The 19,483-nt window shown below is 65.8% G+C and carries 15 protein-coding genes; 12 read left to right on the plus strand and 3 right to left on the minus strand.

The annotated features are described in order from the left end of the window. Positions 1-201: 201 nt before the first annotated feature. Positions 202-1,458, minus strand: coding sequence for an allantoate amidohydrolase (locus tag JQ617_RS10555; protein ID WP_212026266.1), 1,257 nt, complete (start codon positions 1,456-1,458; stop codon positions 202-204). A 403-nt stretch (positions 1,459-1,861) separates the two neighbouring features. On the opposite strand from JQ617_RS10555, the gene JQ617_RS10560 reads away from it, so the two are divergent. Genes JQ617_RS10560 through JQ617_RS10585 form a run of 6 tightly spaced genes read left to right on the plus strand, consistent with a single transcriptional unit; the run spans position 1,862 to position 7,738 of the window. Beyond that, a complete protein-coding gene (locus JQ617_RS10560) occupies positions 1,862-2,974 on the plus strand; it encodes a BMP family ABC transporter substrate-binding protein (RefSeq protein WP_212026267.1) in 1,113 nt (370 codons plus the stop codon). Then, positions 2,971-4,083 carry an ABC transporter permease gene (locus tag JQ617_RS10565; protein ID WP_212026268.1) on the plus strand — a complete coding sequence of 371 codons (1,113 nt, stop codon included), beginning with the start codon at positions 2,971-2,973 and terminating at the stop codon, positions 4,081-4,083. Before JQ617_RS10560 ends, JQ617_RS10565 begins: the two co-directional genes overlap by 4 nt. Continuing rightward, positions 4,083-5,009 (plus strand): ABC transporter permease, encoded by a 927-nt coding sequence (locus tag JQ617_RS10570; RefSeq protein WP_145661734.1) that lies wholly within the window; start codon positions 4,083-4,085, stop codon positions 5,007-5,009. Before JQ617_RS10565 ends, JQ617_RS10570 begins: the two co-directional genes overlap by 1 nt. Before the next feature lie 17 nt (positions 5,010-5,026). Further along, positions 5,027-5,710 carry a biuret amidohydrolase gene (gene biuH / locus JQ617_RS10575; protein ID WP_212026269.1) on the plus strand — a complete coding sequence of 228 codons (684 nt, stop codon included), beginning with the start codon at positions 5,027-5,029 and terminating at the stop codon, positions 5,708-5,710. After that, the gene (locus JQ617_RS10580) at positions 5,707-7,239 is read left to right on the plus strand and encodes an ABC transporter ATP-binding protein (RefSeq protein WP_212026270.1); all 1,533 of its coding nucleotides are present in this window, start codon (positions 5,707-5,709) and stop codon (positions 7,237-7,239) included. Before biuH ends, JQ617_RS10580 begins: the two co-directional genes overlap by 4 nt. 13 nt (positions 7,240-7,252) lie before the next feature. After that, a complete protein-coding gene (locus JQ617_RS10585; protein WP_212026271.1) occupies positions 7,253-7,738 on the plus strand; it encodes a nucleoside deaminase in 486 nt (161 codons plus the stop codon). A 201-nt stretch (positions 7,739-7,939) separates the two neighbouring features. Here the strand turns inward: JQ617_RS10585 and JQ617_RS10590 are convergent, their stop codons facing one another. Further along, the gene (locus JQ617_RS10590; protein WP_212026272.1) at positions 7,940-9,049 is read right to left on the minus strand and encodes a hypothetical protein; all 1,110 of its coding nucleotides are present in this window, start codon (positions 9,047-9,049) and stop codon (positions 7,940-7,942) included. Positions 9,050-9,622: 573 nt separating this feature from the next. Between JQ617_RS10590 and JQ617_RS10595 the strand changes: the two genes are divergently transcribed. From JQ617_RS10595 to JQ617_RS10610, 4 genes are all read left to right on the plus strand, one after another. After that, positions 9,623-11,194, plus strand: coding sequence for an ABC transporter ATP-binding protein (locus JQ617_RS10595; RefSeq protein ID WP_212026273.1), 1,572 nt, complete (start codon positions 9,623-9,625; stop codon positions 11,192-11,194). After that, positions 11,178-12,269 carry an ABC transporter permease gene (locus JQ617_RS10600; protein ID WP_212026274.1) on the plus strand — a complete coding sequence of 364 codons (1,092 nt, stop codon included), beginning with the start codon at positions 11,178-11,180 and terminating at the stop codon, positions 12,267-12,269. Before JQ617_RS10595 ends, JQ617_RS10600 begins: the two co-directional genes overlap by 17 nt. Further along, positions 12,256-13,173, plus strand: a complete 918-nt coding sequence (locus JQ617_RS10605) for an ABC transporter permease (RefSeq protein WP_212026275.1) — start codon at positions 12,256-12,258, stop codon at positions 13,171-13,173. The genes JQ617_RS10600 and JQ617_RS10605 overlap by 14 nt, the downstream gene beginning before the upstream one ends. Before the next feature lie 78 nt (positions 13,174-13,251). Continuing rightward, positions 13,252-14,328: a BMP family ABC transporter substrate-binding protein gene (locus JQ617_RS10610; RefSeq protein ID WP_212026276.1), complete on the plus strand. Its 1,077-nt coding sequence runs from the start codon at positions 13,252-13,254 to the stop codon at positions 14,326-14,328. A gap of 110 nt (positions 14,329-14,438) precedes the next feature. Here the strand turns inward: JQ617_RS10610 and JQ617_RS10615 are convergent, their stop codons facing one another. Next, positions 14,439-15,788, minus strand: a complete 1,350-nt coding sequence (locus JQ617_RS10615; protein WP_212026277.1) for an 8-oxoguanine deaminase — start codon at positions 15,786-15,788, stop codon at positions 14,439-14,441. A 150-nt stretch (positions 15,789-15,938) separates the two neighbouring features. Between JQ617_RS10615 and JQ617_RS10620 the strand changes: the two genes are divergently transcribed. Next, on the plus strand, positions 15,939-16,763 hold the full coding sequence (locus tag JQ617_RS10620) for an FAD binding domain-containing protein (protein WP_212026278.1): 825 nt from the start codon (positions 15,939-15,941) through the stop codon (positions 16,761-16,763). Beyond that, on the plus strand, positions 16,760-19,483 hold the full coding sequence (locus tag JQ617_RS10625) for a molybdopterin-dependent oxidoreductase (RefSeq protein WP_212026279.1): 2,724 nt from the start codon (positions 16,760-16,762) through the stop codon (positions 19,481-19,483). Before JQ617_RS10620 ends, JQ617_RS10625 begins: the two co-directional genes overlap by 4 nt.

Below are 19,483 nucleotides of genomic sequence, written 5' to 3' on the forward strand. Positions count from 1 at the left end.
CGATCGGCTGATGGCTCGTGGCCTCGATAACGGCGACCACCATTTTAAACTTGCCTGATTCGTATCTCTACCCGGTGACTTCCGGGTTTTATGACACTGGCCTCGAGCATGATCCGGAAAAGTGCGAAGCGGTTTTCCGAAAGACCATGCTCAAACAAAGAGCTAAAGCGTGATGACGAATCAACCCAATCTCATCGCGCTTTAGGCCGCCTTCGGCCTGAAATTCTCGATCACCCGCAGCAGCACCCGCGCGCCGGCATCGGCATCGGCCAGCTCGACATGCTCATCGGGATGATGGCTGATGCCGCCGCGGCAGCGCACGAAGATCATGCCGACATCGGCAATGTCGATCATGGCCATGCCGTCGTGGCCGGCCCCGCTCGGCAGCTCGAACACGCCAGAACCTTCCGCACCGATCGCCTGCGCGATCTGCTCCTTGAGCCAGGGCGCGCAGGGCGCGGTGCGGTTCTCGTGGGTGACATCGAGCTGGAGCGCCAATTGCCTCCGCTTCGCGATCGCCTCGATCTGGCGGACGACGTCGGCCACCGCGCGCTTGCGATGCATGTCGCTCGGCGCGCGCATGTCGATGGTGAACGACACTTCGCCCGGAATGACGTTGGTCGCGCCGGGCCGCGCCTGGATATAGCCGACGGTGCCGACAAGGCCGTCTTGGTCGGTCCGGCAGAACTGCTCGATCGCGCCGATGCATTCGGCAGCACCAGCGAGTGCGTCGCGCCGCAGCGCCATCGGCACCGTGCCGGCATGGCCGGCCATGCCGGTCAGCCGCGCGGCAAGGCGCGTTGCGCCCGCGATCGCGGTGACCACGCCCACGGGCAGGTTCTGTGCTTCCAGCACCGGCCCCTGCTCGATGTGCAATTCGAGATAGGCGAGCAGCTCGCGCCGGGCCCTTGCGGCCGCGCCGATGTGATCGGGATCGAGACCGAACTGGACCAGCGCATCGCGCATCGACACGCCGTCGCGGTCGCGCGTGTTCAGAACGCTCTCGTCGAATGTGCCGGCCACGGCGCGGCTGCCGAGCAGGGTCGAGGCAAACCGCACCCCCTCCTCGTCAGCGAAGCCGACGACCTCGATGGCGAACGGCAGGCGCTTGCCGCGGCGGTCGAGATCCGCGACGCAGGAGATCGCGGTGATGACGCCCAGCGGTCCATCCCATTTCCCGGCGTCGCGCACGGTGTCGTAGTGCGACCCGAGCATCAGGCACGGCGCGCCCGGCCGCTCGCCTTCATACCGGCCGCAGACATTGCCGATCGCATCGAGATGCGCGCTCATGCCGGCCTCGCGCATCCATCCCAAGATCAGGTCCGCGGCCGCGCGCAGTTCCTTGCTGAGATAGATCCGGGTGAGCTTGTCGGACTCCTCCGAGATCGCGGCAAGCTCGTTGATGCGGCGAACGATCTCCTTGCCGAGTGATGCATCGTGAACGGTACCAGCGCCCATCTCGGCGAGCTTTCCATCTCTTGAGGACCGCAGCACGGCAGTCCTTGCGACAATCGATACAAGTTCGGTGCCAGCGAAAATCGCCGGCGGTGCCGTCCCAGTCAGCGCGTGGTTAGCATGGATGCGCCTTGTCAGCCGACCGCCTGCCACCGGTCATGCACATCCCCGAATGAGTTAAGGCTGCTTAACTCCTCTGCATACAATCAAGAAATAGTGCTCATAAATTAATCTGCCGATTTCCTGATCAAGACGCCCGCCAGATATATAATCACTATATTTCAATAACTTAAATCCATATGCACGCATTGTAGCCTCTGGCACGAAGCTTGCGACATCTCGTCCGGCTCCGCCAGACCGGCGCAGCCGCGAGATCAGGCGGTGCATCCGCCAAGGGGAGCGAGCAATGGATTTTGGCAGGATTTCACGACGTCATTTGTTGCAGGGCGGCGCGGCCCTCACCCTCGGCGCGGCAGCGGGCCTGCGCCCGGCCCTCGCGGCCGAGACCACCATCGGCTTCATCTATGTCGGCTCGCGCGACGACTATGGCTACAACCAGGCCCATGCGCAGGGCGCGGCGGCACTGAAGAAGATTCCCGGCCTCAAGGTGGTCGAGGAGGAGAAGGTGCCGGAGACCGATGCGGTCGAGAAGACCATCGAGTCCATGATCAATCTCGACGGCGCCACCCTGCTCTTCCCGACCTCGTTCGGCTACTACAATCCGCACATGATCAAGATGGCCACCAAGTACCCGAAGCTGCGCTTCGAGCACTGCGGCGGCCTCTGGAGCGACAAGGACCCCAAGAACGCCGGCAGCTATTTCGGCTACATCGACGAGGCCCAGTACATCTCGGGCATCGTCGCCGGCCTGACGTCGAAGAGCGGCAAGCTCGGCTTCGTCGCGGCCAAGCCGATCCCTCAAGTGCTGCGCAACATCAACGCCTTCACGCTCGGCGCCAAGTCCGTCAATCCCAAGGCCACCACGCAGGTGATCTTCACCGGCGACTGGTCGATGCCGGTCAAAGAGGCCGAAGCCACCAACAGCCTGATCGACCAGGGCGTGGACGTGCTCACCTGTCACGTCGACGGCCCCAAGACCATGGTTGAGAACGCCGCGCGGCGCGGCGCTTTCGTGTGCGGCTATCACACCAACCAGTCGGCGCTGGCGCCCAAGGCGTATCTCACCGGCGCCGAGTGGAACTGGGAAGCGCTCTACCCGAAGTTCGTCAAGATGATCGCAGCAGGCGAAGGCATCCCGAATTTCTATCGCGGCGGCCTGAAGGAAGAGATCGTGAAGGTCTCGCCTTACGGCGAAGCGGTCTCGGCCGAGGCGCGCAAGGCGGCCGACGAGGCCAAGGCAAAATTCCTGTCGGCAGAAGGCTTCGCCATCTTCAAGGGCGGGCTGGTCGACAACAAGGGCAAGACGGTGATCGCTGCCGGCACCGACCGCGGCCAAAAGGATCCTGAGCTCGAGAAGATGGACTATCTGGTCGAGGGCGTGATCGGAGCGACTTCGTGACCACGGAAGCGGCGGATTCCACGGAAGCGGTCGGGGCAGTCGCCCCGGCCGCCGATCCCGGCTTCCTCCAGCGCTACGGCGGCACGATCGAATATGTGCTGATCCCGGGCGCGGCGCTCGTCGGCGCGCTCGCGGTCTTCGGCATCTTCGTCGCGATGTTCGGCAAGAACCCGCTCGATCTCTATTTCTACATGTATTACGGCGCGTTCGGCACCTGGTTCTCGTGGCAGAACACGCTGACACGCGCCGCGCCCCTGATCCTCACCGCGCTCTGCACGGCGCTCCCCGCGCAGCTCGGCATGGTCATCATCGGCGGCGAAGGCGCGCTGCTGATCGGCGCGCTGTCGGCAACGAGTGCCGCGCTCGCGCTTCAGGGCATGCCGCCGTTCATCGTCCAGATCGCCATGGTCTGCGCCGGCGTGATCGGCGGCGGCTTGTGGATCATGCTGTCGGGCGGCTTGCGGCAATATCGCGGCGTCAACGAAACGATTTCGAGCCTCCTGCTCGTCTACATCGGCCTTGCGATCCTCAACCATCTCGTCGAAGGCGCGATGCGCGATCCCGCCAGCCTCAACAAGCCGTCGACCCGCGAAATCGGCGCCGCCAACATGATCGGCTCCATTCCCGGCACCGACGTGCATTGGGGTCTCGTCTTCGGCCTGATCGCCGCGATCGCCTCTTACATCCTGATCTATCACACCGTGTTCGGCTTCGCCGCACGGGTGGCGGGCGGCAACATTCGCGCTGCGAAGATCGTCGGCCTCGGCGTCAGCAAGCTGATCCTGACCGTGTGCTTTCTCGCCGGCGGCGCGGCCGGGCTTGCCGGCATGGTCGAGGTCGCCGCCGTGCAGGGACGCACCAACGCCAATCTCGCGGCGGGTTACGGCTTCACCGGCATCCTCGTCGCCTTCCTCGCGCGGCAGAATCCGCTCGCCATCATTCCCGTCGCGATCCTGCTCGGCGGGATCAGCGCGAGCGGCGGCCTGCTGCAGCGCCGCCTCGGATTGCCTGATGCATCGGTGCAGGTGTTGCAAGGCATCATCTTCGTCTTCGTGCTGGCCAGCGATGCGCTCTACGGCCGCATCGGCTTCCTGAAGGGAAAATCCTGATGGCAGACGGATCGATCGGACTCTGGACCGTCCCGCTCGCCGTGCTCGGCGGCGCCATTCGCGTCTCCACGCCGTTCCTGTTCGTGAGCCTTGGAGAGTGCATCACCGAGCGCTCCGGCCGCATCAATCTCGGCCTTGAAGGCACGCTGGTGATGGGCGCGATGAGCGCCTATGGCATCTCCTATCTCACGGGCTCTCCGTGGCTCGGCGTGCTCGCCGCCGGCATCACCGGCGCTTTGCTCGGCGCGCTGCACGCCGGCATCTGCTCGCTGCCGCGCGTCAACGACGTCGCGGTCGGCATCGCCTTGATGCTGTTCGGCACCGGCCTTGCGTTCTATCTCGGCAAGCCGCTGATCGAGCCCACCGCGCCGCGCCTGCCCGCGATCGATTTCGGCTGGTGGAGCGACATCCCGCAGGTACGCGCCGCGTTGCGCATCAACGTGCTGTTCCTGATCGGCGTCGCGCTCGCGCCGATCCTCTATTGGGCCTTCCGCACCACGCGCTGGGGCCTTCTGATCCGCACCGCCGGCGAGAGCTCGGATGCCGCCCGCGCGATGGGCCATTCGGTGCTGTTGATCCGTCTGCGCGCCACCATGGTCGGCGGCTTCCTTGCCGGCATCGGCGGCTCGTTCCTGTCGCTGTTCTATCCCGGAAGCTGGAACGAGGGCCTCTCCTCGGGCCAGGGCATCACCGCCGTCGCACTGGTGATCTTCGCGCGCTGGGATCCCCTGCTCTGCCTCTGGGCCTCGCTTGCCTTCGGCGGCGCGGCGGCGCTGGGACCTGCCCTGCAATCGGTCGGCGTCACCTCCGGCTATCACCTCTTCAACGCCGCGCCCTACATCCTGACGCTGGCGATCATGATCATCACCTGCTCGCCGAAGCGGACGCTGACCGGCGCGCCCGCCGAACTTTCGATCACACGGTAACACGCACGAGGTCGTCCATGCCCGAGCGCTACATCAAGTCCGAGCCCTATGCCTGGCCCTATAACGGCGATCTCCGCCCCGACAACACGGCGTTGATCATCATCGACATGCAGACCGATTTCTGCGGCGTCGGCGGCTATGTCGACAAGATGGGCTACGACCTCTCCCTGACGCGGGCGCCGATCGAGCCGATCAAGCGGCTGCTCGCGGCGATGCGCAGCCAGGGCTTTCACATCATCCATACCCGCGAAGGGCATCGCCCCGATCTCTCCGACCTGCCCACCAACAAACGCTGGCGCTCGCGCCAGATCGGCGCCGGCATCGGCGATCCCGGCCCGTGCGGCCGCATCCTGGTGCGCGGCGAGCCCGGCTGGGACATCATCGAAGAACTGGCGCCGCTGCCGGGCGAGCCGATCATCGACAAGCCCGGCAAGGGCTCGTTCTGTGCCACCGACCTCGAGCTGATCCTGCGCGTCCGCGGCATCGAGAACATCGTGCTGACGGGCATCACCACCGACGTCTGCGTGCACACCACCATGCGCGAGGCCAACGACCGCGGCTTCGAATGCGTCCTGCTGCACGATTGCTGCGGCGCCACCGACAAGAGCAACCACGACCACGCGCTGAAGATGATCAAGATGCAGGGCGGCGTGTTCGGCGCGGTCTCGACCTCCGATGCCTTCATCGGAGCGATTTCGTGATCATCGGCGAAACGCCTCCGCCGTCCGGCGCCTTCGGCGTCGATGCCATCGCCATGACGATGCGGTTCGGCGACTTCCTGGCGCTGGACAATGTCGCGCTGAAGGTGCGGCCGGGCTCGTTCCATGCGCTGCTGGGCGAGAACGGCGCCGGCAAGTCGACCCTCGTCAAATGCATCATGGGCTACTACCACGCGACCGAAGGCGACATCCTCGTCGGCGGGCGCGAACAGGCGATCGCCAATCCGAAGGACGCCCATGCGCTCGGCCTCGGCATGGTCTACCAGCACTTCACATTGGTTCCGGCCATGACGGTTGCCGAAAACCTCGTGCTGGCGCGCGACGACGTGCCGGCCGTGGTGAACTGGCCGAAGGAGATGAAGGAGCTGGAGGCGTTCCTGGCGCGGATGCCCTTCAAGGTGCCGCTCGGCGCAAAGGTCTCCGACATCTCCGCCGGCGAGCGGCAGAAATGCGAGATCCTCAAGCAGCTTTACCTCAAGCGGCGTTTCCTGATCCTGGACGAGCCGACCTCGGTCCTGACTCCGGCAGAAGCCGACGAGGTGCTCGGCATGCTCCGCGACATGGTCGTCACGGGCGAGCTGACCATCCTGATGATCACGCACAAGTTCCGCGAGGTCATGGCCTTCGCCGACGAGGTCACGATCCTGCGCCGCGGCAAGCTCGCCGGGGCCGGCAAGGTGGCCGAGCTGACGCCGGATGCGATGGCGCGCACCATGATTGGCGCCGAGGAGCTGACCGTGCAGCCGCCGCGCACCGGCGAAGCCGGTCAGGCGAGGCTCGAGCTGCAGAAGCTCCGCGCCCTCGACGACGCCGGCGCCGTCGCCGTGCATGACGTTTCCCTCACCGTGCGCGCCGGGGAGATCGTCGGCATCGCCGGCGTCTCCGGCAATGGCCAGCGCCAGCTCGTCGAGGTGCTCGCCGGCCAGCGCGAAGCCGAGAGCGGCGATATCCGCGTCGCCGGCGATCCCTACCACGCCAGCCGCGAGGAGATGCGGCGCCACAAGATGTCGTTGCTGCCCGAGGAGCCGCTGAAGAACGCCTGCGTCGGCGGCATGAGCGTCGCCGACAACATCGCCTTCCGCGAATTCGACCGCGCGCCCTTCGCCAGTGGCGGCTGGTGGCTCAACCGCGGCGCCTTCCGCAACGATGCCCGGAAGAAGATCGGCCAGTACAAGATCAAGACCCGCACACCGGATACGCCGATCTCGGCGCTGTCGGGCGGCAACGTGCAGCGCGCTGTGCTGGCCCGGGAGCTTGCCGGTGACGTCGAGGTGCTGATCGCCGCCAATCCCTGCTTCGGCCTCGATTTCGCGGCGGTGGCGCAGATCCACGCCGAGATCATGGCGGCGCGCAATCGCGGCGCGGCGGTCCTGCTCGTCAGCGAGGATCTCGACGAATTGCTCGAACTGTCCGACCGGCTGGTGGTGATGTTCCACGGCGAATTCGTGTATGAAGCCCGGACCAGCGAGGCCGATCTCACCGTCGTCGGCCGGCACATGGCGGGACACTAGCCGCGGAGCATTGATGGGCAGCACCTCGGAACGCGACGAGCACTTCCTGCGCTTGTCCTTTGCGGTCGCACGCCGTTCGCTCACCCATGGCAACCATCCCTTCGGCTGCATCGTCGTCGACGCCAACGGCAATGTGCTGATCGAGAGCGAGAACGGCTACATGCCGGACCACGACGGCACCGCGCATGCCGAGCGCCTCGCAGCCACCCAGGCCTGCCGCACGCTCGACCACGACGTGCTGGCCAAAGCCACGCTCTATTCCTCGGCCGAGCCCTGCGCCATGTGCGCCGGCGCGATCTACTGGGCCGGCATCGGCCGCGTCGTCTATGGCCTCAGCGAGCATCGCCTGCGCGGCGTCACCGGCAACCACCCGGAGAACCCGACGCTCGACCTGCCCTGCCGCGAGGTGTTTGCCAGCGGCCAGCGACCGACGGAGGTCGTGGGACCGCTGCTGGAGGACGAAGCCGAAGCGCTGCACGACGGCGTGTGGACGAAGTAGAATCCGGCCTCGTAGGGTGGGTTAGACGGGCAGACGCACGAAGCGCATCTGCCCGTCTAACCCACCACTTTGGTTTCCGCGGAAACAGCAAAGGTGGATTACGCCTTCGGCTAATTCACCCTACGTTCTTTCCTCAAACGAAGATGACGCCGCGGAGGTTTGACGCGGCGCCATCTCCTTCACCTGCAGAGTGCCAGGTGATCAGAACTTCACGGTGATACCCGAGTAGAGCGAGGACTCCGTGCAGGAGCCGGTGCTCACCCTCGCCCCGCCGACCAGCGTGGTACAGGCAACGGCGTTGTTGTGATCGAGGCCGAACTTGTTCTGCCAGTAGCGATAAGCCACCCAGACGTCCACGAAGTGCGAGTACTTGTCGCCCCAGAGCGCCTTCGAGGCATCCATCGTCAGGCGGATCGGCTCCGAGTTGAACTCGACCTTGGTCGGATAGACGCCATTGGCGACGCTGGCCGGAAGCGGCTCGGTGTCCGTTCCCTTCTTGCCATACCAGCCGGCGCGGCCGCTGATCGAGAAGTACTGCATGTTCGCCGGCAGGAAGCCGAGGTCCATGTAGTAGTTGGTCTCGATCGCCCAGGTCGGCTTGAACGAGGTGTTGCCGTCGGTCAGACACGGGGCCATCCAGCCCGCGCCGCACTGCGAGAAGGAGTTGTGGTTGGCGAACTCCCAGTAAACCAGGGGAGCGACGTTGAAATAGCCTTTGTAGGGAAGGTCGAAGGCGAACTGCAGACCGGCGACGACGTCACGTTTGGCGGCGCCGAAATAGCGGTTCTCGGTGTTGGCATCCATGCCAACCTCAAACGAGATATTGTGCAGCGGGCCCTGCGTGAAGGCCTTGGTGTTGAAGATCTCGTTCCAGCCGAAGGTCGAGCGGAACAGGCCGTAGATCTCAGTCGCGCCGGCGCAGCTCGCCGGCGTGAACGCGAAGCCCGCCGCCGGCGAAACGATACCGCCGGTCTGCGTGCACGGACCCGCCGGATCATTGTGGTCCGACTTGAACATCGAGATCGTGAAGAAGTTGGTGCCGTAAGCCCAGGCGTCGAAATGGGTGAAGGAGTACACCTGCTTGGTGGTCTTGGAGTTGATCACGCCGTTGGTGTTGGTGAACGCGCCGGGCTGGGTGGCGTCGAAGATGTAGGAGAAGGTGACGCGGTCGTCGATCACCAGGAAGAACGGAAGGTCCGGCGCCTTCTTGGCGGCCTTGACTGGCAGGTCCGCAGCCTGAGCCCAGCCTCCGGTGGCGAGCGTAGCAAGTGACAGCATCGTTGCTGCAACCGCCCTAGAACGAAACGACATCCTGAATACCCCCAAGTTTGGACACGTAAAAATGAACGTCCCTTGGGTGCGACACTTGCGCCGATCTCCCGAAGTGAGAAGCCTCAACTTTTTTCAAGGCATGCCGCATGTTTCAGCAGCCACGATTGCTCGCGCGCAGAATTCTGCGGTGTTTTGCGCGCGGCCATCACGCGCGTGCGGCCCCGCTAGAACTCCCCTTGCCGAACATTCCCGACTGATTTTGTTTGGCTTTTGTGTTGGCCGGATAGCTCAGGCGCGATCGTCGGCTGCGAGCCTCGTCTTGATCGGCCATTGCATACTTGCGCTGGCGCGTTTTTGCTCAGCTTCACGCCAAACCTGCACAGCGGGTTCCGATTTCGTTTGGATCGTCACAAATTTGCAACAGGCGCCACACCGCGAGGGCACTCCCGAATACCGGCTGCAGACCATCGTCGGCCGGCGAGTGGAGAAACTTGCCGACAACCGGCCGCCTGCCGAAGCGTTGAGCAAGGGATGACGCTTTTTCCCACCTTACGCGGCGGTTCAAACTAGCCCACTATTGAGGCACTTCACCCCATGCAAGCGCACCAGCGAATGTTAGATCCGACGTCTAATGGCCTGCATTCCGGCGAGCCCCCGCTGCTCCAGACGCTCGGGCTCACCAAGCGCTACGGGGATTTCCTCGCCAACGATGCCATCGATATCGACGTCTGGCCGAAGCAGATTCACGCGCTGCTCGGCGAGAACGGCGCCGGCAAGTCGACGCTGGTCAAGGCGATCTACGGGCTGATCCAGCCCAGCGCGGGCGAGATCCGGTGGCAGGGCGAACGAATCGTGCTGTCGGGCCCGTCCGAGGCGCGCAGCCGCGGTATCGGCATGGTGTTCCAGCACTTCTCGCTGTTCGACAACCTCACGGTCGCCGAGAACGTCGCGCTCGGCCTCGATGGGAAAGAATCCTTCAAGGACATGTCGGCGCGGCTGGAGCAGGTATCGAAGACCTACGGTCTGCCGCTCGATCCCAGGCGCGAGGTCTGGCAATTGTCGGTCGGCGAGCGCCAGCGCATCGAGATCGTCCGCGCCCTGATGCAGGACCCGAAATTCCTGATCCTGGACGAGCCCACCGCGGTGCTGACGCCGCAGGAGGCCGACCAGCTCTTCATCGTGCTGGACCGCCTCAAGGCCGAAGGCCGCGCCATCCTCTATATCAGCCACAAGCTCGAGGAGGTGAAGCGCCTCTGCGATACCGCGACGATCCTGCGCGGCGGCAGGAAGGTCGAGACCTGCAATCCCAGGCTCGAGACCGCGGCTTCGCTTGCCCGCATGATGGTCGGCGGCGAGATCAAGGAAGTGAAGGCGCCTGCCGGCCGCAAGACCACGGTGCCACGGCTGGTCGTCAACGACCTCTCGCTCCCCCCTGGCGAGGCGCATGGCGTGCGGCTCGAGCACATCTCGTTCGAGCTGAAGGGCGGCGAGATCCTCGGCATCGCCGGCGTCGCAGGCAACGGCCAGGACGAGCTGTTCGCCGCGCTGTCCGGCGAGCGTCTGTCGAAGGATCCCGGCACGATCGTGATCGAAGGCCTTGCTGCCGGCCACCTCTCGATCACGCAGCGCCGCAAGCTCGGCGCCGCCTTCGTGCCCGAAGAGCGGCTCGGCCACGGCACCGCGCCGCGCATGAAGCTGTCGGAGAACGCGCTGCTCACCGGGCATGCCGCGAGCGGCATGGTCCATCACGGCTTTATCGATACCGCGGCAACGCTGAAGACGGTGGACCGCGCAACCGAAACGTTTGACGTTCGCAAGGCCAAGCGCGATCCCGAGGCCGCGAGCCTGTCCGGCGGCAATTTGCAAAAATTCATCGTCGGCCGCGAGATCCTGCGCAATCCGGCGGTGCTGGTGGTGAGCCAGCCGACCTGGGGCGTCGATGCCGGTGCCGCCGCCGTGATCCGCCAGGCGCTGCTTGACCTCGCAACCGCCGGCGCGGCCGTGCTGGTGACCAGCCAGGATCTCGACGAGCTTGCCGAGATCGCCGACCGCATCGCCGTGATGTTCCATGGCCGGCTCTCCGCACCGCTCGCGACAAGCGACGCGACCCGCGAAAAGCTCGGCCTGCTCATGGGCGGCAGCAGCCTCGAGCCGAGGGAGGCCGCGCATGCAGTTGGTGCTTGAGAAGCGCGCCGAGCGCTCCGGCACGATCGCGCTGGTCTCGCCGCTGATCGCGATCGGCCTGACGATCGTCACCATGATCATCCTGTTCGCGATCCTCGGCAAGAATCCGCTGCTTGCGCTGCACGCCTATTTCATCGCGCCCTTGACCGACGGCTACTCGCTGCAGGAGATCGCGGTGAAGGCGACGCCGCTGGTGATGATCGCGATCGGCTTGTCGCTGTGCTATCTCGCCAACGCCTGGAACATCGGCGCCGAGGGCCAATTCCTGATCGGCGCCGTCGCCGGAAGCTGGATCGCCGTGAAGACGCAAGGCACCGATGCCGGCGCTTGGGTGCTGCCGGCGATGCTCGTGCTCGCAGCCGCCGCGGGCGCCCTCTATGCGCTGATCCCGGCGATCTGCAAGGTGAAGTTCGGCGCCAGCGAGATCCTGACCAGCCTGATGCTGGTCTATGTCGCCGATCTCTTTCTCGATTATCTCGTGCGCGGCCCCTGGCGCGATCCGCAGGGCTTCAACTTCCCGACCACTGCCGAGTTCGATCCGGTCGCGACGGTGCCGCTGCTGATCGAGGGCGGCCGGCTGCATCTCGGCTCCATCATCGCCCTGCTCGTGGTGGCGGCCGCGGCGATCCTGCTCGGGCGCACCATCAAGGGTTTCGAGATCCGCGTGGTCGGTGCCGCGCCGCGCGCCGCGCGGTTCGGCGGCTTCAATGCCAACCAGTTGATCATCCTGACCTTCGCCGTATCAGGCGCGCTGGCGGGCCTTGCCGGCATCATCGAGGTCGCGGGACCCGTCGGGCATCTCCAGCCGGGCATCTCGCCCGGCTACGGCTTTACCGCGATCATCGTCGCCTTCCTCGGCCGGCTGAACCCGCTTGGAATATTAATTGCAGGCCTTTTTCTCGCACTGACCTTTATCGGCGGCGAGCAGGCGCAGATCGCGATGAAGATCCCGTTGGATGTCACCAAGGTGTTTCAGGGCATTCTGCTGTTCTACGTGCTCGCCTGCGACTCTCTCATCCTCTACCGCTTCAAGCTGGTGTTCCCGAACCGGGAGGTGGCCAGTGGAACTCATTGAAGCCATCGTCCTTGCGGTGCTCGCGGCGTCGACGCCGCTGTTGATCGCGGCAACCGGCGAGCTCGTGACCGAGCGCTCCGGCGTGCTCAATCTCGGCGTCGAGGGCATGATGATCGTCGGCGCGGCCTGCGGCTTTGCCGGCGCCTGGCTCACCGGCTCGGTCTTCATCGGCGCGCTGTTCGGCATCGTCGCGGGCATGCTGATGTCGCTGGTGTTTGCGCTGATGGCGCTCGGGCTCGCCGTCAACCAGGTCGCAACAGGTCTTGCGCTGACCATCCTCGGCATCGGTCTCTCGGGCCTGATTGGCGCCGGCTTCGTCGGCGAACGCATCACGCCCGCGGTCCATCTTTACATTCCCGGCCTGACCGACATTCCGCTGATCGGCCGCGTGCTGTTCGGCGAGGACGGCTTCGTCTATTTCTCGATCGCGCTGATCGTCGGCGTCTGGTGGTTCCTGTATCGTACGCGGGCGGGATTGATCCTGCGCGCCTGCGGCGACAACCACGTCTCCGCGCATGCGCTCGGCTATCCCGTGCTCCGCATCCGCACCTTCGCCGTGATGTTCGGCGGCGCCTGCGCCGGACTTGCCGGCGCCTATCTGCCGCTCGCCTACACGCCGTTCTTCATTCCCGGCATGACCGCCGGCCGCGGCTGGATCGCGCTGGCGCTGGTGGTGTTCGCGTCCTGGCGGCCGGGCCGCCTCGTAGTCGGCGCCTATCTCTTCGGCGCGGTGACGATCCTGCAACTGCATGCGCAGGGCTGGGGCGTCGGCATTCCCTCGCAATTCATGTCGGCGCTGCCTTATCTCGCGACCGTCATCGTGCTGGTTCTGCTGTCCCGCGCGCGTACCGGCGGCTCGACCGCGCCGGCCGCGCTCGGCACGGTGTTCGTGCCTGACCGCTAAATTTTCGTTTCCGCGGCATGCGCGATGGGGCGCGCACGTCGCGGATCGTGGCTTTCCCCTGATGTTTGGAGATTGATGATGAGGAAATCACTTCTTGCGCTGGCTGCCGGGCTGTTGCTTGCCGGGAGCGTCAGTGCAGCCTCCGCCGCCGACAAGTTGAAGGTCGGCTTCATCTATTTGGGTCCGATCGGAGACCTCGGCTGGACCTACCAGCACGATCTCGGCCGCCAGGCTCTGGTCAAGGAGCTCGGCGACAAGATCGAGACCACCTATCTCGAGAACGTGCCCGAGGGCCCCGACGCCGAGCGCGCCATCGAGCAGCTCGTCCGCGCCGGCAACAAGCTGATCTTCACCACGTCGTTCGGCTACATGGACCCGACGCTGAAGGTCGCCAAGAAGTATCCGAATGTGCATTTCGAGCACTCGACCGGCTACAAGCGCGACAAAAACATGTCGACCTATTCGGCCAAATGGTACCAGGGCCGCTACATCCAGGGCCTGATCGCGGCCAAGATGTCGAAGTCCGGCGTGCTCGGCTATATCGGCTCGTTCCCGATTCCCGAGGTCGTGTCCGGCATCAACGCGACGATCCTGGCGGCCCAGACCATCAACCCGAACATCAAGGTCAAGATCATCTGGGCCAACACCTGGTTCGATCCGGGCAAGGAAGCCGACGCCGCCAAGGCGCTGATCGACCAGGGCGCCGACGTGATCATGCAGCACACGGACTCGCCGGCTGCCATGCAGATCGCCAGCGAGCGCGGCAAGCTCGCCTTCGGCCAGGATTCCGAGATGATCAAGTTCGGGCCCAAGACCCAGCTGACCTCGATCCTCGACACCTGGGGCCCCTACTACATCGAGCGCGTGAAGGCCGAGCTCGCCGGAACCTGGAAGTCCGAGGACACCTGGGGCGGCCTCGACAGCCACATGTTCGCGATGGCGCCCTACACCAACATGCCTGACGACGTGAAGAAGATCGCCGAGGATGCCCAGGCCGCGATCACCGCGGGCAAGCTGCACCCGTTCAAGTGCCCGGTCATTGGGCAGGACGGCAAGGAGATCGAGTGCAAGGGCGGCGCCAATCTCGCTGACGGCCAGATTCTCGGGATGAATTTCTACGTCAAGGGCATCGACGACAAGCTGCCGGGCAAGTAGCACGCTTCTTGCATTGCCTAAAGCACCTGCTCCTCCCGGAGGAGGTTCGGAGGGGGTGGCCAGAAGCACCCGGCACTTGTGGTCGCCCCCTCCTTCAATTTTCGGCTTGATCAGCCCGTCTGCATGGCCCGCGCCACCGAACTGTGGCGGCGGATGAGGTCGGCGACATCCAGGCCCGGGATCGCCCCGTCGATCACCGCCCATTTTCCCGCCACCATGACCCGGTCGGCCCGATGCGCGCCGCACAGCACCAGCGCAGCCAGGGGATCGCCATGGCCGGAGAAGCGCAGCTCGTCGAGCTTGAACAGCGCGAGGTCCGCCGCCTTGCCGACGGCGATCTCGCCGAGCTCGGGACGGCCGACGCAGGCCGCCGAGCCCCTCGTGGCCCAGCGCAGCGCATCCTTGTGACTGACCTTGGTCACGCCATAGCGCGCCCGTTGCAACAGGAAGGCCGCGCGAATCTCCTGCATCAGGTTCGATCCGTCGTTCGAGGCGGAGCCATCCACGCCGATGCCGATGCCGACGCCCGCCTCCTCCATCTCGCACACCGGGCAGCAGCCGGACGCCAGCAACTGGTTGCTGCAGGCGCAATGGCTGACGGTGGTCCCGGCCTTGCCGAGCCGCTTCATCTCGTCCGGATTGAAGAAGATTCCGTGAGCGAGCCAGGTCCGCGCATTGAGCCAGCCGCATTGCTCGAGATAGGCGAGCGGACGGCAGCCATACATCTGCTCGCAGAATCTGTTCTCATCCTCGGTCTCGGCCAGATGGGTGTGCAGGCGCACGTCGAGCTTGCCGGCGAGATCGGCGGTGGCGCGCATCAGCGACGTCGTCACCGAGAATGGCGAGCACGGCGCCAGCGCGATCTGCACCATCGCGTCCGCACCGCGCTGGTGATGTTTTGCGACCACGCGCGCGCTGTCGGCAAGGATGGTGTCCTCGTCCTGCACGACGCTGTCGGGCGGCAGGCCCCCGTCACGCTGCGACAGGTTCATCGAGCCGCGCGTGAGCAGCACGCGCATGCCGAGCCGCCATGCGACGCCGACCTCGATATCGACGGACTCCTCGAGGCCCGCCGGGAAGACATAGTGATGATCCGTCGTGGTGGTGCAGCCCGAGAGCAGCAGCTCGGACATCGCCACGGTGACGCCGAGCTCCAGCCGTTCGGGCGTCAGCTTCGCCCACACCGGGTAGAGCGCCTGGAGCCAGGGAAACAGCTCGCGGTCCATTGCCGCCGGCAGCGCCCGCGTCAGGGTCTGGTAAAAATGATGATGAGTGTTGATCAGCCCCGGCAGCACGACATGCTCGCTCGCATCGAACACGGCAACGTCGGCCGTCGCGGGCTTGCCGCCGGCCGGTACGAGCTCGACGATCCGGCCGTCCTTCACCACAAGGCCGTGATCAGCACCGTCGGCCAGGATGGCCAGGGGGTCCCGGATCCAGATCGGCTTTGGCTCGGTCATGATCCCGATTCTCCTTGAATTCGGTGACAGGCATTCAATGCGGCCAAGTGCCCGAACGCCATCCCGCACCGACTTGTTTGTTGCGACTTGGCTCCGGTCTTGCAAGACTCTATCGCACGATTCACCGGGCGGAAGCTTTCTGGCGCAGCCATGGATTTGAATACCATCACGACAGTCGCGCATCCGCAAACGCGCGCTGAGCTGCCCACCTGGACGCCAGGCGATGCTTGGCTTGCAGGCGGCACCTGGCTGTTCTCGGAGCCGCAAGCGCACCTGAAGCGGCTGATCGACCTCACCGATCTGAAATGGCCGGCGCTGACGATCACAGATAACCATCTCAGCGTCGCCGCCACCTGCACCGTCGCGCAGCTCGATGGACTAGCCTGCCCTTCCGACTGGCTCGCAGCGCCCCTGATCGGCCAGTGCTGCCGCGCGTTCCTTGCGTCCTTCAAGATCTGGAAGACCGCGACGGTCGGCGGCAATCTCTGCATGTCGCTGCCGGCGGGACCGATGATCTCCCTCACCGCGGCGCTCGACGGCGTCTGCACCATCTGGAAGGCGGATGGCGGCGAGCAGCGGATTGCGGTCGCCGACTTCGTGACCGGCAACCAGCGCAACCGCATGACGCCGGGCGACCTGCTGCGCCAGATCGATATCCCGATCGCCGCGCTGAAGCGCCGCACGGCGTTTCGCCAGATCTCGCTCGCGCCGGTCGGCCGCTCGGCAGCGCTGCTGATCGGCAGCTTCGACGCCGACGGCACGCTGGCGCTGACGGTCACCGCTTCGACGGTGCGGCCGATCCGGCTGTCGTTTCCCAAGCCGCCCGGCGCGAGCACGCTTCGCGATGCGATCATGCAGCAGGTCACGGATGACCTGTACCACACCGACATCCACGGCAAGCCGCTCTGGCGCAAGCACATGACGCTACGGCTCGCCGAGGAGATCCGCGGCGAGCTCCTGGGGACGACATCATGAGCTTCGAGGTCAATGGGACGACGTTCGCGGAAGAGCCGCGCGCCGGTCAATGCCTGCGCACCTTCCTGCGCGAGCTCGGCCATTTCGGCGTGAAAAAGGGCTGCGACGCCGGCGATTGCGGCGCCTGCACCGTGCTGCTCGACGGCGAGCCGGTGCATAGCTGCCTGATCCCGGCCTTCCGGGCCGAGGGCCGCGCTGTCACCACGATCGAAGGTCTCGGCGGCGAGGCCGGCGCGCATCCGATGCAGCAGGCCTTCCTTGATGCGCAGGGCTTTCAATGCGGCTTCTGCACCGCCGGCATGATCCTGACCTGCGCGGCGCTGAACCAGGCGCAGCGCACCGATCTCGGCGCGGCGCTGAAGGGCAACATCTGCCGCTGCACAGGCTATCGCGCGATCGAGGACGCGCTGCTCGGCAAGACCAATGTCGAGACGAGCGTCGAGGCCGGCGCCGCCTTCGGCCGCAGCCTGCCGGCGCCCGCGGGCCCCGACGTGGTGCGCGGTGCGGCGCGCTACACCTTCGACACCGCAATCGAAGGCCTGCTGCACATCAAGCTGCTGCGATCGCCCCACTCCCATGCGCGGATCGTCGCCATCGACACCTCTGCGGCTCTCGACGTTCCCGGCGTGCACGCCGTGCTGACACATGAGGATGCGCCGTCCGTCCTGATCTCGACCGCACGTCACGAGAAGGACTGGATGGATCCCGAGGACACCCGCGTGCTCGACGACGTCGTCCGCTTCATCGGGCAGCGCGTTGCCGCGGTCGTGGCCGAGAGCGAAGCCGCCGCCGAGGAGGCGTGCCGCCGGATCAAGGTGGATTACGAGATCCTGCCGGCGCTGATCGATCCGGAGCAGGCGATGACGCCGGGGGCGCCGGTCCTCCATCCCGACCGCACTCCTGCGAACCGCATCGCCGATCCCCAGCGCAATCTGGCGGCGGAGACGCATGGCGAGTACGGCGACGTCGCGTCGGCGCTCGCGACGTCTGCCGTCACCTATGAAGCCACCTTCCACAGTCACCGCGTGCAGCATGCGGCGCTGGAGACCCATGGCGGCCTCGCCTGGCACGACGAAGCCGGCGTGCTCAACGTCCGCACCTCGACGCAGGTCCCGTTCCTGACCCGGCGCGCGCTGTCCGACATCTTTGGGCTTCCCATCGACAAGGTCCGCGTGTTCTGCGAGCGCGTCGGCGGCGGGTTTGGCGGCAAGCAGGAGATGTTCGTCGAGGACATCCTGGCGCTCGCCGCGCTCAGGACCGGACGGCCGGTGAAGCTGGAGCTGACACGCGAGGAGCAGTTCATCGCGACCTCGACGCGACATCCGATGCGGGTCCACATCAAGGCCGGTGCCGGAGCCGACGGCAAGCTCACCGCGCTCCAGCTCGACGTGCTCTCCAACACCGGCGCCTACGGCAATCACGCCGGCCCCGTGATGTTCCACTCGCTGTCGGAGTCCATCGCCGTCTACAATTGCCCGAACAAGCGGGTCGACGGCTACGCCGTCTACACCAACACGGTGCCGGCGGGCGCATTTCGCGGCTATGGCCTGCCGCAGACGCAGATCGCGATCGAGGCCGCGATCGACGAGCTGGCGCGGCAGCTCGGCATCAGCCCTTACGAGATGCGCCGGCGCAATATCATCAGGCTGGGCGATCCCATGCTGTCGCCACCGCCGTCCGAGTTTCACGACGTGCTCTATGGCTCCTATGGGCTCGACCAGTGCCTCGATCTCGTCGAACGCGCGATGCAGGCGGACGGCCCGCAAGCAGAGCTGTCGCCGGAATGGCTGATCGGCGACGGCCTCGCGCTGACCATGATCGACACCGTGCCGCCGGCCGGCCACATCGCAGATGCCACGATCGCGCTCAATGACACCGGCGGCTTCGACCTCACCGTCGGCACCGCCGAGTTCGGCAACGGCACCAGCACCGTCCACCGCCAGATCGCGGCGACGACGCTCGCGACCACCGTCGACCGCATCCGTCTGCGCCAGTCCGACACCGCCCATGGCGGTCACGACACCGGCGCCTATGGCAGCGCCGGCACGTTCGTCGCCGGCAAGGCGACGCATGCCGCGGCCCTGCAGCTCGCGACCGAACTGAAGGCGGCGGCAGCGGATGCGTGGCTGTGCGACGTGGAGACTTGCGTGCTCGACGACGACGCGGTCGTCAGCGGCGTGCGGCGCATGCCCTTTGCGGAGCTGGCGAAGCTCGCCCGCGAGCGCGGCCGGCCGTTTGCAGGCAGCGGCAATTCCGGCGGCACGCCGCGCTCGGTCGGTTTCAACGTGCAGGGTTTTCGTGTCGCCGTGAACAAGGCAACCGGCGAGCTCAGGATTCTCAGGAGCGTGCAGGCGGCGGATGCCGGCGTCGTCGCCAACCCCATGCAGTGCCGCGGCCAGGTCGAGGGCGGCGTGGCGCAGGCGCTCGGCGCTGCGCTCTACGAGGAGATGGTGATCGACGCGGAGGGGCGCGTCACCAATCCGAAGTTCCGCGACTATCATTTGCCCTCCTTCGCCGACGTGCCGCGCACCGAGGTGTTGTTCGCGCAGACGTCGGACACGATCGGGCCGCTCGGCGCCAAGTCGATGAGCGAGAGTCCGTACAATCCGGTCGCAGCGGCGCTCGGCAACGCGATCGCGGACGCCACCGGCATCCGCTTCACCGCGCCGCCGTTCAAGCCGGACCGGCTGTTTCCGGCATTGCACGACAAGTTCGGATAG

The sequence above is a fragment of the Bradyrhizobium sp. KB893862 SZCCT0404 genome, assembly GCF_018130885.1.
Lineage (GTDB): Bacteria > Pseudomonadota > Alphaproteobacteria > Rhizobiales > Xanthobacteraceae > Bradyrhizobium > Bradyrhizobium stylosanthis.